The sequence below is a fragment of the Massilia sp. SYSU DXS3249 genome (assembly GCF_053668055.1).
On sequence record NZ_JBSIPX010000017.1, the window covers coordinates 48,957 to 62,223 of the forward strand.

The following is a 13,267-nucleotide window of genomic DNA, read 5'->3' on the forward strand; positions in this document are numbered from 1 at the left end:
ATGGAAAAACATAACCACAAGGACGAGCCTACCGGCCTGGCCGGCCACAAGCACAGCCGCGATCCCGTCACGCGCATGGCAGAGCTCAAGCGCGAGGGCGAGTTCTTCCGTGCCGGCGTCACCTACGCCAAGGCACAGGTAAAGCACGGCGCGCGGCCCGAAGTCATGCTACATTCTGCCTTAGACCATGCGACATGGGCGTTGCGGGCACGGGCTGATGCTTTGCTGAAACCCACGGGCACGAGCGTCTCGGTGCTGATGCCTTATGCGCTGGGTGCATTCAACTTCGTGCGCCAGCGCCGGATGGGCAAGCAGGTCGTTGCCGGTACGGTACTGATGGCGGTCGCAGGCTGGTTCATGAAGCGGCGCCGCATACAGCGCGGCGAGGAGTGATAGTACGACGCTGTGATCGTGAAGGGCAGGGACGTCGTGCTTGCCCGGTGCGGACTGAGTGAAGGCTTAGTGCGGCCTTGGTGCAAGGCCTCATGCTGGCGCTTCGCCGGCACGAGGTCCGGTAGTATCGGGGTGGTCGGTCAGTCGGCCGTCGCCCTGTTGGCGTCAGGGCCTTCCTGCCGGCCCGTGGAGATCGGCAGGGGCCTTGGCCAAGTGTTTCCGATGCGTCAGGCGCGGGTCGCCGGACGAAGTGCAGTACAGAATATGGTGGGGCTTGAGCGGCGTCGCAATCATTGATTGGACGCCGTCTTTTTTTGTGCGGTGTGCGTCGCCGGCCGCGTCTACAGACGATTGCGACTACCAGGCAAGACACACGGACACGCGCTGTCAAGAAAAACGCCGTTCCGATGCGATTCGAAGCGGCGTTTTCACCCTGTCCTGGCCTGCTGGCCGTGCAGCCCAACCCCTCAAGTCCCCGGCCGCGCCGGCGCTTCCGCGCGCAGCAAATTCATTTCCTTTTGCCAGGTATCCTGGGCCGCCTTCAGGCACGCCGGACGCTCCGCCGCCGGTCCCTGGCGGCAAGCATTCTTCGCCTCGTCCAGCGCCGCGCCAATCTCCTTCTGGCGGGTGCGCATGCGCTGCGCGCCGTTGGCGTCTTCCTGGTACCAGCGCACCGGGTCGCCGCTGGCGATTTCGCGCGCCTGCTTGGCCGATGCGGCCGGGGACACCGTCGCGTCGCTGCTGCCGGCTTGCGGCGATTGTGCCGCTTGCGGCGTTTCCGTCCCCGTAGCCTGCGCCATCGCGTTGTGCGCGCCCGCGCAGGCGCCGGCCAGCAGGCAGGCGGCCAGCATCCGTTTCACATCCAGTCGAGCATCCATGTTTTCCTCACTATCAATGCAACAGGCCGGCAAGAGCCGGCCCGTCAGCGATCCGTTCATCTATACCGGATGAAGGATCAGTAGCGGTAGACGCGGCCGTCGACCAGGCGCACGCGGTTACCCACGCGCAGGTCGTAGACGCTGTCCTGGACCACGGTGCGGTATTCGCCGTTGTCCATGCGCACGTTGACCTGGTACATCTCCTGGCCGTTGCCAGCCGCGCGGTTGCGCTCGACGTTATTGCCGATGGCTGCGCCGGCGACGCCGCCCGCCACGGTCGCCGCGGTACGGCCGCTGCCGCTGCCGACCTGGTTGCCCGCCAGTGCGCCCACCAGGCCGCCGACGATCGCGCCGGCGCCGCTGGTGCGGCCATCGCCGGCCTGGGTCACCTGGATCGATTCGATGGTGCCGTAGCCCATCGATGCGGTGTTGCTGTAGCCGCCGGCGTAACCGCCGCTGGCATAGCCGCCGCTGCCATAACCGTTGTTATACGAAGGCGAACTGGCGCAGCCCGAGATCAGGGCGCCGGCCGCGACCACAGCGGCAAGGGTACGAATCGGTTTCATATTGTTCTCCTGGCAAAAGATGTGAGCCAAGAATAGGACCGTGCTCAACGTGAGTCTGTGCGATCACGCACCATCAGTTGCCACTTTGCTATGTGTCCTCAACATCTCGTTGTTGTGTTCGACAGCGAACAGAAACCAGCGCGCGATCGGCGTACAACATCGTTAGCGTGTTGACAATTGGAGAACAAAAGCATGAAGACAAAAATGAAAAATATACATGCGCTGCTGGTCATCGGGGCAGCCCTGCTGTGGTCCTCCCATACCCGCGCCCAGGTCGTCGCCCAGCCCGTGCCGGACGCCAAGACCGCCTACCACACGGCACGCGACGCGGCGGCGAGCGCCTACAAGGCGGCACGCGCCCGTTGCGATACCGTGACCGGCAATCCGCGCGACGTGTGCGTGGCCGAGGCCAAGGCCGAGCGGGTCCGGGTCGAGGAAGAGGCGGGCGCCGCCTACAAGAACACCCTGAAGGCCTATACCCAGGCCCGCATGCGCATCGCCGACGCCATCTATGGGCGCGACAAGGCGCGCTGCGGCGCCGTGACCGGGAACGAGCGCGACGTCTGCCTGAAGCAGGCGAAGGCCACACTGATTGCCGCCCAGGCCGATGCCCGGGCGGATCGCAAGATGATCGAAGCGCGCACCGATGCGCGTGAAGACAAACTAACGGCGGAGTACCGCGTCGCCCTTGAAAAGTGCGACGCGTTTGCCGGCGCGGTGAAAGACCAATGTGTCAACGCCGCAAAAACCGCGTACGGCAAGTGACGTACCGGATCCGCTCATTCGAGCACTATTGAGCATCATTTGACTTTATCGACAACAGAAAGGGATACATCATGAAGATCACCCAACGCATCGCTACCGCAGTGTTCACCGGCGCCCTCGCTTTTGCCATGGTCGGCTGCGCTTCGGATCCACAGCGTGCAAGCGCCGGCGAATACGTCGATGACAGCGTCATCACCGCCAAGGTGAAGACCGCCTTCGCCGCCGACCCGACCGTGAAGGCGACCGAAATCAACGTCGAAACCTTCAAGGGCGACGTCCAGCTGTCGGGCTTCGTGGCCCAGCCAGGCGACGCCCAGCGCGCCGTCGAAATCGCACGCGGCGTCAAGGGTGTAACCTCGGTCAAGAACGACATCCGCGTGAAGTAATCCTTCCCGGGGACCTCGCCGGGCGGCGGTCCGGCAACCATTATCTGGCAAACATATGCGTCTCGCCGCTCCTGGCTCGGCACCCGCCGAGCCACATGAATCCGCCGCCCCCGAGGCAGCGCCGGCCATTGCGGCCGGCGCCGTCGTTCCCGAGCTGCAACCCGGCCCGGGCGACGACCCCACCCTGCATGCCAGCGGCCTGCGCCTGCCGATCCACGTCAACGCACGCGGCCTCTCGCTCGGCATCCTGGCCACCGTGGCCTTCGTCTTCGCCCTCCAGTGGGCGCAAAAATTCTTCGTGCCGCTCCTGCTCGGCATCTTCATCGCTTACACCCTGAGCCCCGTCGTGCGCTGGCTCGAGCGCCTGCACATCAAGCGCGTCATCGGCGCCACGCTCGTCACCGCCATCCTCATCGGAGGACTGGGCGCGACCATGTACCGGCTGCAGGACGAATTCTTCAACATCATCGACGAGCTGCCGACGCTGACCCAGAAGGTCACCAAGCTGCTGGCCAAGACGGCCTCGGGGCAGGGCTCGACCATCGAAAACATGCGCAAGGCGGCCGCCGAGATCGAGCAGGCCACCGCCGGCGTCGGCGGGAACAAGGATGCGCGCCTGATCCAGCGCCGCCCGGCCCTGTCGCAGCCGGCGTCGCCGTCGTTCCGCATCACCGACTGGCTGCTGGCCGGCTCGGTCGGCCTGGCCGCCTTCGTCACCCAGGCAACCATGGTGCTCTTCCTCGTGTTCTTCCTGCTGCTGGCGGGAGACACCTTCAAGCGCAAGCTGGTCAAGCTGACCGGTCCTTCGCTGACGCGCAAGAAGGTGACCGTGCACATCCTCGAGGACATCAACACCTCGATCCAGAACTACATGTTCATGCTGCTGGTGACGAACATCCTGCTCGCGCTCCTGATGTGGGTGGCGCTGCGCGCGATCGGCCTGGAGAACGCGGGCGCCTGGGCCATCTTCGCCGGCATCGCCCACGTCATGCCGTATTTCGGGCCGCTCCTGATCACCACCGCGACCGGGCTGGTGGCCTTCCTGCAGTTCGAGTCGCTGCGCATGGTCATCCTCGTCGCGGGCGCCTCGATGGGCATTGCGACCCTGGTCGGCATGGTGGTCACCACCTGGATGACCGGCAAGATCGCCAAGATGAACCCGGCCGCCGTGTTCGTCAGCCTGCTGTTCTGGGGCTGGCTGTGGGGCATGTGGGGCCTGCTGCTGGGCGTGCCGGTCGTGGTCGTGCTGAAAGTCGTGGCCGAGCGCGTCGAGGGGATGGAAGTCCTGGCGGAGTTGCTGGGCGAATAGTTCGCGGCCGCGGGAAACGGTCGGGTATTCAATGGCAGGTACACGCGTGGACTCGAGAGTCCACCCTACGTGAACGGCCGTTCACCATCGTCTTCAATATACCGCTTACCAACAAACATGCATAAAAAACGGCGCGGACCCCGTCCGGAATCCGCGCCGTTCCATGTCATCGCACGACGATCACGCCATCCGCTTGACGTTCTTCGCGCCGGTCTCATGGTCCGGCTTGTGCCGCAGGCTGCCCAGCTGCAGGGCATACTGCCGTGCGAACTCGGCGCCGAGGAAGAAGATCTGGGCCGAGTAATACACCCAGAGGAGGAGGGCGATCAGCGAACCGGCTGCGCCGAAGCTGCTGGCGGCGCCGCTGTTGCCGATGTACAGGCCAATCGCGAACTTCCCGAGGGTGAACATGGCGGCCGTCCCCAGCGCGCCGATGGCCACGTCGCGCCAGGACAGGTGGAGGCGCGGCAGCAGCTTGTAAATGACGCCGAAGAGGGTGGCGATTACCAGGAAGCTGATGCAGGACGAGATCCAGCCCATGATCACGCTGGCTTCTTTCCACATACCGCCAAGATAGTTCTCAACCACGGCAAGCGCGGCGCTGACGACCAGCGACACCATCAGCAGGAAGCCCAGCACCAGGATCAGCCCGAAGGACAGGACGCGCGTGCGCACCGTGTCCCAGAAGGTGGCGTCCTTTGGCGCCGGCACGCCCCAGATCTCGTCGAGGCTGTCCTTGAGCTCGGCAAAGACTGTGGTCGCGCCCACCAGCAGCAGGACGGTGGCAACGATCGTGGCGATCATGCCCGATTCCTTGTTCCGGGCGCCGGCCAGCACCGACTGGATCGCTTCAGCCCCCTGGGCGCCCACCAGGCCGCGCAACTCGTTGAACAGCTGCCCTTGCGCCGCTTCGGCGCCATAGAAGAAACCGGCGACCGCGATCACCAGCACCAGGACCGGGGCCAGTGAAAACAGGGTGTAGAACGCCAGCGCCGCACCCTTGCTGCCGCAACGGTGCGCAAACCACTCGGTGACCGAGCACTTCAGGATGTGGATGATCTGGCGCGAGTATGGGAACCATTGTTTTTTATCCATACCGATTCTCCGGAAAAAGAAAAGGGGCACGCGGCCCCTTTTGTTGGCTTTACACCAGTGACACGATTACTGCACGCGCTTTTCGATGGTGATCTGCTCGACTTCCACGCGGCGGTTCGGTTCCAGGCAGGCGATCAGGGCTGCACGGTTCTTCTCGTTGCAGGTGACGACCGGGTTGGCTTCGCCCTTGCCGTAGGCCTTCAGGCGGTTTTCCGCGATGCCCTTGCCGATCAGGTAGTCACGCACGGCGTTGGCGCGGCGCTCCGACAGCTTCAGGTTGTACTTTTCCGAACCCAGGCGGTCGGTGTAGCCGGTGATGTCCACGTCGGTGATGCTCGGATCGGCCTGCAGGGCAGCAGCGATCTCGTCGAGCTTCGGTGCCGGCATGATCAGCGTCGCCTTGTCGAATTCGAACATCTTGGTCGCTTCCAGAGTGATCTTCTCGAAGCGCGCCGGCGGCGGAGCGACTGGTGCCGGTGCTGGTGCCGGTGCCGGTGCTTCGGCGACCGGTGCCGGTGCTGGCTCCATGACCGGTGCCGGTGCTGCCGGCGGTGGGCTGAACGCGTAGTTCAGGCCGACGGTGACGTACTTGTTGTTGCTCTGCTTGAAGCCATACAGCTCTTCATGGCGCAGGAAGCCGCGCACCGAACGGATGTCGGCCTGCATGGACATCTGCGGGGTGAAGCTGTACTGGAAACCGACGCCGGCGGTGGCGTATGGGGAGTTCTTGTTCAGGTAGGCGATGCCGCGGGCCGGGTTCTCGACACGGTCACGCTCGACGCCGAAGCCGAAGAGGACGAATGGACGGAAGCGTTCGCGCGACAGCATCAGCAATGCATCGGCGCCCAGCAGGGTCTGGCGGTAAGTCGCAGGGAATTCCTCGGTGCGGGCATGGGTCGCGCCGATCTGGACGTCCCAGTACGGGTGAACAGCTTTACCGAACTTCAGACCAACGCCCCAGTCGCGCTTGTCGACGCCGAAGTCGGCATCCGGCTTCATGCCAACGACGCTCGGCTGGACATACCAGGAAGGATTGATTTCTTGGGCCAGCGAGGAGCCGGCAGCGCAGAGCATGGCGACGGCCAGGGCGATTTTCTTCGTATTGTTCACAGGTAACTCCCATAAAGTGAAAGGGTGGGTGACATCGTTGCCTTGACAGTGATGTTGGAGTGAAGAATACGAGCCGGGGTTCCGGAGGGTCGGTGCGCTAGCGCACCTAGGTTTACTGCTGAGTGACAAAATTGCAACAGTATCGTCTCGCCAACACATTCCCTCTATATAGAGCGATAAAAAAATGGCATGCTAGCCCAGCTGTATTTATGCAAAAAGAATACAAGCGAAGTGTTGTGTTAATGAGACAAGTCAGGTTTTTTGACGAAAACGGCTGCGTTTTCTCAAAACAAGAGACTGAAAGAAATGCCTAGAGGAATTTTGTTAATGTGGGCTGGCGCACAGACCGGCAGGTCTGATGCAAGCGATGATGCGTTCAGTTAAGCGGAACCCGAGGTGTTGTCGGCAGGTCAGACAACATACAGCGACCCGGATCACCAGTCTCTCTTTCATTTGGAGTTACCAACATGCATGCAACGACTCATCACAACGCGGTGCAAGGCGACATTGGCGCAGTGCACACTTCCAGCAACTCAGCGCTGATCGAACGCGTCCCGCCACAACCAACCGAGCGTGCGCCGATCTCCCTCGCGCCGATCGAACGTGTGCGGTCGACTTCTGCTACGCAGCGTCGGATCGAGAACATGCAAAAGCTGATCAACGAATTGTCGACCCATGAGATGCTCGCCGACGAGATCGCATGGTTCCTGAAGTTTTCGCCTTCCGGCGCCCGCAAATACATCCGCGACCTGCGCGAAGCCGGCGTCATCGAACTGGCCCGCTACATCGAAGGCACCGCCACCTACCTGGGCAAGGCCGTGTACCAGATCTGCCCCGACCAGGAACGTGTCAAGGCCTTCCTGGCAGCGATCTGCCAGCCGAAGCGCGAAGGCGCCGCCCCGCGCAAGGAGCGCCCAGGCCTGCGCGAGCAGAGCATGGCAGGCAGCGGCCGCCACTTCCACATCCTGGCCGACGACACCCACTACGCCATCCGCGTTAACCGCAGCCCGGTCACCCGCGATCCGCTGGTCGCCGCCCTGTTCGGCCCGGCCCCGGGCCAGGTCGCCAAATAAGGCGTCCGCGCTTCTACCGGAGGCGCGCGGCGGTGGAGACCTGCCGCACGCCTGCCGCTACCGACGATCGCTGTCGTCACGCAAACGCCGCGCACTGCGCGGCGTTTGCCGTTTACGTCCCCGGGCTTCCCTGGACGTGCTCGGGACAACATTGAAAACCCGGCAACAGGCCCCACCTGCGGGCGAGTGCGGCCCCCGTGCCGCGTTCCCACCTACAAAAGGAGTGCCCATGCTGCCGAGTGCCGAATCGCTGGAAGGAAAGCCCGTCCCCCAGGTCGCGTTCAAGACGCGTTTTGAAAACGGCTGGCGCGACCTGAGGACCGACGAGCTGTTCAAGGGCAAGACGGTGGTCCTGTTCTCGCTGCCCGGCGCCTACACGCCGACCTGTTCCTCGACCCATTTGCCACGCTATAACGAACTGGCCCCCGTGTTCCGCCAGAACGGCGTCGACGACATCCTCTGCGTGTCGGTCAACGACGCCTTCGTCATGGACGAATGGAAGCAGGGCCAGGATGCGGCCGACATCACCTTCGTCCCTGACGGCAACGCCGATTTCGCGCGCGGTATGGGCATGCTGGTCGACAAGCGCGAGCTCGGCTTCGGCATGCGCTCCTGGCGCTATTCGATGCTGGTGCGCGACGGCGTCATCGAGAAGATGTTCATCGAGCCGGAGGTGGAGGGCGACCCCTTCGAAGTCTCGGACGCCGACACCATGCTGCGCCACATCAATCCGGACGCCCGCGCGCCGGACCCGATCGTCATGTTCTCGCGCCCCGGGTGCCCATTCTGCGCGCGCGCCAAGGCGGCGCTGGCCGAGCGCGGCCTGCGCTATACCGACATTTCGCAGTCGCAGAAGATCAACACCAGCGTACTGCGCGCGGTCAGCGGACGCATGACCTGGCCGCAGGTCTTCATCGGCGGGCGCCTGGTCGGCGGCGCCGACGAGCTCGAATCGCACCTGGCCCAGGCGGGCCTGTGAAGGCCGCGGGAACCGGATTGCCAGCGGGGGAGGGACCATGGAAGCCGTGCTGACGCTCTCCCTGCTGGGAGCCCTGGGCCTGGCGCTCTGGGCGGTGCCGCGCTGGCGCCTGCGCCGGGCGCTGGCGCGCCCGCTCCAGCCGCACGAGCTCGCCATCCTGGAACGCAATGTCGCGCAGTACCGCGCCATGGACGGCGCGGCGCGTACCCGCCTCGAACGCCTGGTGCGGCGCTTCCTGCACGAAAAAACCTTTGTCGGCTGCGCCGGCCTCGACATCACCGACGAGATGCGCCTGACGATTGCCGGCCAGGCCTGCCTGCTGCTGATGGGCACGCGCGGCGATGCGGCGTATCCGACCCTGAACGCGGTGCTGGTGTATCCGGGCGCCTTCCTGGCGCCGCGCCGCCAGGTCGACACGGCGGGCGTCGTGACCGAGGAGCGCCAGGACCTGCTGGGCGAATCCTGGGGCGACGGCCGCGTCATCCTGTCCTGGGACCACGTGCGGCGCGCCGGCATGGCTGAACCGCCGGCCCACAACGTGGTGCTGCACGAGTTCGCGCACCAGCTCGACAGCGAGTCGGGCGCGACCAACGGCGCGCCCTACCTGGGCAGTCCCGAGCGTTACCGCAGCTGGTCGGAAGTGCTGTCGCGCGACTTCGCCGCCCTGCGCGAGGATGCCTGGTTCGGCAGGGAAGGCGTACTCGACCATTACGGCGCGACCGACCCGGCCGAGTTCTTCGCGGTCGCCACCGAGGCCTTCTTCGAGCAGCCGCACCGCCTGGCGAGCCGCCATCCGGCCCTGTACGAGGAATTCCTCAAGTATTACCGGGTCGACCCGCGCGCCTGGCAGGCCGCGCCCGAGGAACCTTCGTGGAACCCCGGTATCTACGGGCAATGGCAGTAGGAGCATCAGGCCGATGGCCTCGATGACAGGTTCACCGTGCGGCGCGAGCCGAACAGACTGCGTGCGTTTGCGTACAGAGCTTACTGTCCAGCAGGCGCATGCTTGTCAATACTATCGATGCAGGAGAAATCCATGTCCACCATTATTGCAGGGCATTTCCAGACACAGGAAGAAGTCGACGTGGCGCGCCGGGCGCTGGGCGAGGCCGGCTTTGCGCAGGAGCGCATCAGCGCCTTTTACCTGAGCCAGCCGGGCCAGCACGACATGACGCCGATCGGCGGCGACAACATCCAGTCGCCAGGCGCCAAGGAGGCGCCGATCGGCCTGGCCCAGGGCAGCGCCACGGGCGGCGCGGTCGGGGCCGTGGTCGGCGCCGCCACCTCGCCCCTGACCGGCCCGGCCGGCCCGATCGTCGGCGGCCTGCTCGGCGCCCACGTCGGTTCGCTGTTCAGCTTTTCGAAGATGAAGGAAGCCGGCGAAGCCGAGGCCGGCGGCCGTGCCCCGCTCGAGGTGCGCAAGGCCGGCATGCTGGTGGCCGTCGCCTTCGACGACGCCGGGATGGAAGGGCAGGCGGTCGACCTGCTGCGCCGGCTCGGCGCCTTCCAGATCGAGCGTGCACGCGGCAATATCGTCAACGGCGACTGGGCCGACTTCGACGCTTCCAGTCCGCCGGACGTCATCGCCTGAGCTTTTGCCGGGCACGGTGGTAGCCTGATGGGTCCTCGCGGCGTGCCGCGGGGACATGCTTTTCCATCATCCAAGCTTTGATCCATGTCAAAGGCGCCCCTTTCCAGACTCCTAGACTTGTCGCTTTCGGCCATTTGGCCGCTCGACAGGGGAGAAAAATGGAGAAGAAGAAATTGGCGCTGGTCACCGGCGGCATGGGTGGACTCGGCACGGCGCTCTGCCGCCGCCTGCATGACGCAGGCTTCCAGGTTGCACTGACCTATTCGCCAAGCAACACCACACCCGAAGCCTGGCTCGCTGCGCAGCGCGACGAGGCTTACCGCTTCAGCGCCTACCGCCTCGACGTCACCGACGACGCCGCCTGCGGCGCGATGATGGAGCGCCTGCTGGCCGAGCACGGCCGCCTCGACGTGCTGGTCAACAACGCCGGCATCACGCGCGACCGCAGCCTGCGCAAGATGAGCCTGGACGACTGGCACGCCGTGCTGCGCACCAACCTCGACAGCGTGTTCCACCTGAGCCGCCGGGCGATCGAGCCGATGATCGCGCAGCGCTGGGGCCGCATCGTGAATATCTCGTCCGTCAACGCCAATGCCGGCGCCTTCGGCCAGGCCAACTACGCCGCCGCCAAGGCCGGCATGCACGGTTTTACCAAGGCGCTCGCGCTGGAAACGGCGCGCCACGGGGTCACGGTCAACACCGTGTCGCCCGGCTACCTGCGCACCAAAATGGTCGAGGCCGTGCCGGAAGAGGTCATGAAGACCAAGATCCTGCCGCAGATTCCGGTAGGCCGCCTGGGCGAACCGGACGAGGTCGCCGCGCTGGTGGCTTACCTGGCCTCGGATGCCGCCGGCTTCGTGACCGGCGCGGACATTGCCATCAATGGCGGCCAGCACATGCGTTAACGTTTTTCCAGCCTGGTCTGGCAGGTAATGCACAGGCGCGCCTCGGGGCGTGCCTGCAGGCGCGAGAAGCCGATGTCGCCGCCGCACTCTTCGCACAGGCCGTAGCTGCCGTCGTCGAACTTGGCCAGCGCGTGGCGCAGCACCTGCATCTGGGCCGCATTGTGTCCGGCGGCCTCGAGCGCGAGGTCGTTGAGCAGGCGCACGGTGGCCTTGTCGGCGGGCGAGGTTTCGATTTCGGATACCGGCAGGTCGCGCGCGCTGCCGGACGCCTGCGGCTCGCTCACGCCGCTCAGCGCCGCCAGGCGCGCCTCGAGCGCGGCGCGCAACTGGGCCAGTTGACCCTGGTCGAGGGGAGGCATGGCGGTCATGGCGAAAGCATCGCGCATGCGTGGGAAGCGGCGTCGCCTACGGTCGCGCCGCGTGCGGGGAACATCGGTAAGCCGTCCATTGCGCACTCCCCACATGAACTGGTGTGGGGCCAGTGTAGCGCGATGCGGCGGCGAAGGCCATGGGCGCACGTGGAGGACAAGGAACAAGAAAACAGGCAAGGGCGGCGCTTTGGCGACGCCCTTGCCTGTCGATCCTCTTCAAGCCTTCTTGGGCGTGGCCGGCGCGCGTCCCGCCTCGACCGCCTTCAGTTGCGTATGGACCTTGTCGAGCGCCATGATGATCGGCACGGCTTGGCCGGTGGCGGCGGCGCCCGCCAGGTGCAGCAGGCCGGCGACCAGGCTGGTCGCATTGCCGATCTGCCCGATCTTGCGGATCTTCTCGGCGGCCTGGGTCGTCAGCGCCACGATGTTCTGCTGCGACTTGCCGAGCGACTTGACGATGAAGGTCGCGGCGTCCGCGTACAGGCCGTTGGCGCGCTGGCGCAGCAGCAGCTCGTCCTCCAGCAGGGCGCGCGCCGTCGCCTGCACCTTGTCCGGCACCGGGCCGCCGTCATAGGCGCGCAGCTCGCGCATGATGCGTTCGTGCAGCTGGTCGGCGCAGGCCGACAGCTGGTCCGCCAGCTCCACGATCTGGGGCACGCTGGCCAGGCCGTTGGCGTCGGCCTTGCCGACTGCCGGCGCGGCGCCGGCCTTGGCCGCTGCCGGGCCGCCACCCGCCGCAGCCGCGTTGCCGGCCTCTTCCACATCGGCCATCCCGCCCGTGCTGGCGGCCTCGTTTCCGGCCTCGTTCGCATTCGTTTCGTTGCTCATGCCGTCTCCTCCGTGATCAATCGCCCGCCAGGCCTTCGCGGATCAGCTTCAGGTCTTTTCCATAGTTGCCCAGCATGCGCCGCACGTCCGCTTCCGACAGCCGGTGCAGGTTTTCGCGCAGTTTCTGGTGCCCGAGTGCGACCTTGGTCAGCCCCTGCAGGGCCAGGTCGTAGCGCCGGTCGATGAGCTTGTATTCGCTCGCCTTGTTCAAGTAGTGCACCTTGGCCAGCGTAACGAGCATGCGCTCGTCGCGGCCCTTGGCGAAGGGCAGCTCGACGTCGAAAATGCCGAGGATGGTCTTCTTCTCGTTTTCGTTGGTCTTGTAGTAGAGCCGGGTCAGCGAAATCATTGCTTCCAACAGCACCTGGACGTCGGCGTCGCCGTCGCGCACCATGGTTTCCACGCTGCGGTTCTGGTAGCCGGAGGCGATCACGCGGGTGAGCAGGCGCGTCAGCCCGGTATAGGCCGTGACGTGGCGCTGCTGCAGGCCGGACTCGGTGTTGGCCTTGAGCCCGTTCCCGAGGTCGTCGATCTGCGCGCTGAGGTCGTAGCGGGTGTCGCCGGCCAGCAGGCTCAGCGTCTGCATGTAGAGCACCAGCGCCTTCTGCACGCTGACGAAATCCTCGTACACCGCGCGCCGCTTGGCGTCGTTCTCGCGCGCGAGCTTGTCGGCGCCGGCGGGCAGGTAGGGCTGCTCGCGCTCATAGGTGTCGCGGTAGCGGCGCGACAGTTCGGCGTAGCCGCCGAGCTTGGCCGAAGCATCGGCGAACTCGCGCACTTCGGTCAGGCTGACGGAGCTGCCGGGGGTGCCGCAGCCGCCCAGCAGCAGGTTGATCCCGAGCAGGCAAGAAGCGAGTCCAAGGCGAAGGGTCATTCGAAGTGAAGTCATCGGGTCCTCTCGAACCGGCGAAGATGCCGGGCGGAAAGTCCCCATTCTTGCAAACGCCGCGCGCGACGACGTTGCCGTGAATCAATGGATGATTCGGCAGTGCGTACTCCAGGCTGGAATGTGCGCGAG

The 13,267-nt window shown here is 65.3% G+C and carries 16 protein-coding genes; 9 read left to right on the forward strand and 7 right to left on the reverse strand.

Going from position 1 to position 13,267, the window contains the following annotated elements:
• On the forward strand, positions 1 to 393 hold the full coding sequence (locus ACWCIA_RS18305; RefSeq protein ID WP_454165554.1) for a hypothetical protein: 393 nt from the start codon (positions 1 to 3) through the stop codon (positions 391 to 393).
• A gap of 467 nt (positions 394 to 860) precedes the next feature.
• On the opposite strand, the gene ACWCIA_RS18310 is transcribed toward ACWCIA_RS18305, so the two are convergent.
• Both ACWCIA_RS18310 and ACWCIA_RS18315 read right to left on the reverse strand, forming a co-directional pair.
• On the reverse strand, positions 861 to 1,271 hold the full coding sequence (locus tag ACWCIA_RS18310; protein ID WP_454165556.1) for a hypothetical protein: 411 nt from the start codon (positions 1,269 to 1,271) through the stop codon (positions 861 to 863).
• 77 nt (positions 1,272 to 1,348) lie between these two features.
• A complete protein-coding gene (locus ACWCIA_RS18315) occupies positions 1,349 to 1,837 on the reverse strand; it encodes a glycine zipper 2TM domain-containing protein (RefSeq protein ID WP_454165557.1) in 489 nt (162 codons plus the stop codon).
• A gap of 204 nt (positions 1,838 to 2,041) precedes the next feature.
• Here ACWCIA_RS18315 and ACWCIA_RS18320 point away from each other — a divergent pair, with 204 nt between their 5' ends.
• From ACWCIA_RS18320 to ACWCIA_RS18330, 3 genes are all read left to right on the forward strand, one after another.
• On the forward strand, positions 2,042 to 2,602 hold the full coding sequence (locus ACWCIA_RS18320; protein ID WP_454165559.1) for a hypothetical protein: 561 nt from the start codon (positions 2,042 to 2,044) through the stop codon (positions 2,600 to 2,602).
• A 71-nt stretch (positions 2,603 to 2,673) separates the two neighbouring features.
• A complete protein-coding gene (locus ACWCIA_RS18325) occupies positions 2,674 to 2,988 on the forward strand; it encodes a BON domain-containing protein (RefSeq protein WP_454165560.1) in 315 nt (104 codons plus the stop codon).
• Positions 2,989 to 3,043: 55 nt separating this feature from the next.
• Positions 3,044 to 4,297, forward strand: a complete 1,254-nt coding sequence (locus tag ACWCIA_RS18330) for an AI-2E family transporter (RefSeq protein WP_454165562.1) — start codon at positions 3,044 to 3,046, stop codon at positions 4,295 to 4,297.
• Positions 4,298 to 4,477: 180 nt separating this feature from the next.
• On the opposite strand, the gene ACWCIA_RS18335 is transcribed toward ACWCIA_RS18330, so the two are convergent.
• Together ACWCIA_RS18335 and ACWCIA_RS18340 are read right to left on the reverse strand one after the other, a co-directional pair.
• Complete coding sequence (locus ACWCIA_RS18335; protein ID WP_454165564.1) at positions 4,478 to 5,392, reverse strand: YihY/virulence factor BrkB family protein; 915 nt, start codon at positions 5,390 to 5,392, stop codon at positions 4,478 to 4,480.
• 66 nt (positions 5,393 to 5,458) lie between these two features.
• Positions 5,459 to 6,502, reverse strand: a complete 1,044-nt coding sequence (locus ACWCIA_RS18340; protein WP_454165565.1) for an OmpA family protein — start codon at positions 6,500 to 6,502, stop codon at positions 5,459 to 5,461.
• 467 nt (positions 6,503 to 6,969) lie between these two features.
• On the opposite strand from ACWCIA_RS18340, the gene ACWCIA_RS18345 reads away from it, so the two are divergent.
• The 5 genes from ACWCIA_RS18345 (at position 6,970) to phbB (ending at position 11,050) form a co-directional block, all read left to right on the forward strand.
• The gene (locus tag ACWCIA_RS18345; protein WP_454165567.1) at positions 6,970 to 7,575 is read left to right on the forward strand and encodes a winged helix-turn-helix domain-containing protein; all 606 of its coding nucleotides are present in this window, start codon (positions 6,970 to 6,972) and stop codon (positions 7,573 to 7,575) included.
• A 229-nt stretch (positions 7,576 to 7,804) separates the two neighbouring features.
• Positions 7,805 to 8,554, forward strand: a complete 750-nt coding sequence (locus tag ACWCIA_RS18350; RefSeq protein WP_454165569.1) for a glutathione peroxidase — start codon at positions 7,805 to 7,807, stop codon at positions 8,552 to 8,554.
• A gap of 37 nt (positions 8,555 to 8,591) precedes the next feature.
• Complete coding sequence (locus ACWCIA_RS18355) at positions 8,592 to 9,458, forward strand: M90 family metallopeptidase (protein ID WP_454165571.1); 867 nt, start codon at positions 8,592 to 8,594, stop codon at positions 9,456 to 9,458.
• A 132-nt stretch (positions 9,459 to 9,590) separates the two neighbouring features.
• A complete protein-coding gene (locus ACWCIA_RS18360) occupies positions 9,591 to 10,145 on the forward strand; it encodes a hypothetical protein (protein ID WP_454165692.1) in 555 nt (184 codons plus the stop codon).
• Between the two features lie 158 nt (positions 10,146 to 10,303).
• A complete protein-coding gene (phbB, locus tag ACWCIA_RS18365; protein ID WP_454165572.1) occupies positions 10,304 to 11,050 on the forward strand; it encodes an acetoacetyl-CoA reductase in 747 nt (248 codons plus the stop codon).
• Here phbB and ACWCIA_RS18370 read toward each other — a convergent pair.
• The 3 genes from ACWCIA_RS18370 to ACWCIA_RS18380 all read right to left on the reverse strand — a co-directional run bounded on the left by ACWCIA_RS18370 (position 11,047) and on the right by ACWCIA_RS18380 (position 13,123).
• The gene (locus ACWCIA_RS18370) at positions 11,047 to 11,418 is read right to left on the reverse strand and encodes a TraR/DksA family transcriptional regulator (protein WP_454165574.1); all 372 of its coding nucleotides are present in this window, start codon (positions 11,416 to 11,418) and stop codon (positions 11,047 to 11,049) included. The two genes, phbB and ACWCIA_RS18370, sit on opposite strands and share 4 nt — an antisense overlap.
• 219 nt (positions 11,419 to 11,637) lie before the next feature.
• The gene (locus tag ACWCIA_RS18375) at positions 11,638 to 12,249 is read right to left on the reverse strand and encodes a hypothetical protein (protein ID WP_454165576.1); all 612 of its coding nucleotides are present in this window, start codon (positions 12,247 to 12,249) and stop codon (positions 11,638 to 11,640) included.
• A 16-nt stretch (positions 12,250 to 12,265) separates the two neighbouring features.
• Positions 12,266 to 13,123, reverse strand: coding sequence for a hypothetical protein (locus ACWCIA_RS18380; protein ID WP_454165578.1), 858 nt, complete (start codon positions 13,121 to 13,123; stop codon positions 12,266 to 12,268).
• Between the last annotated feature and the right edge of the window lie 144 nt (positions 13,124 to 13,267).

Coding starts and splice junctions, on each gene's coding strand:
- ACWCIA_RS18305 (WP_454165554.1), top strand. CDS start 1: ATGGAAAAACATAACCACAAGGACGAGCCTACCGGCCTGGCCGGCCAC.
- ACWCIA_RS18350 (WP_454165569.1), top strand. CDS start 7,805: ATGCTGCCGAGTGCCGAATCGCTGGAAGGAAAGCCCGTCCCCCAGGTC.
- ACWCIA_RS18310 (WP_454165556.1), bottom strand. CDS start 1,271: ATGGATGCTCGACTGGATGTGAAACGGATGCTGGCCGCCTGCCTGCTG.
- ACWCIA_RS18315 (WP_454165557.1), bottom strand. CDS start 1,837: ATGAAACCGATTCGTACCCTTGCCGCTGTGGTCGCGGCCGGCGCCCTG.
- ACWCIA_RS18380 (WP_454165578.1), bottom strand. CDS start 13,123: ATGACCCTTCGCCTTGGACTCGCTTCTTGCCTGCTCGGGATCAACCTG.
- ACWCIA_RS18320 (WP_454165559.1), top strand. CDS start 2,042: ATGAAAAATATACATGCGCTGCTGGTCATCGGGGCAGCCCTGCTGTGG.
- ACWCIA_RS18360 (WP_454165692.1), top strand. CDS start 9,591: ATGTCCACCATTATTGCAGGGCATTTCCAGACACAGGAAGAAGTCGAC.
- phbB (WP_454165572.1), top strand. CDS start 10,304: ATGGAGAAGAAGAAATTGGCGCTGGTCACCGGCGGCATGGGTGGACTC.
- ACWCIA_RS18325 (WP_454165560.1), top strand. CDS start 2,674: ATGAAGATCACCCAACGCATCGCTACCGCAGTGTTCACCGGCGCCCTC.
- ACWCIA_RS18375 (WP_454165576.1), bottom strand. CDS start 12,249: ATGAGCAACGAAACGAATGCGAACGAGGCCGGAAACGAGGCCGCCAGC.
- ACWCIA_RS18330 (WP_454165562.1), top strand. CDS start 3,044: ATGCGTCTCGCCGCTCCTGGCTCGGCACCCGCCGAGCCACATGAATCC.
- ACWCIA_RS18370 (WP_454165574.1), bottom strand. CDS start 11,418: ATGACCGCCATGCCTCCCCTCGACCAGGGTCAACTGGCCCAGTTGCGC.
- ACWCIA_RS18355 (WP_454165571.1), top strand. CDS start 8,592: ATGGAAGCCGTGCTGACGCTCTCCCTGCTGGGAGCCCTGGGCCTGGCG.
- ACWCIA_RS18335 (WP_454165564.1), bottom strand. CDS start 5,392: ATGGATAAAAAACAATGGTTCCCATACTCGCGCCAGATCATCCACATC.
- ACWCIA_RS18345 (WP_454165567.1), top strand. CDS start 6,970: ATGCATGCAACGACTCATCACAACGCGGTGCAAGGCGACATTGGCGCA.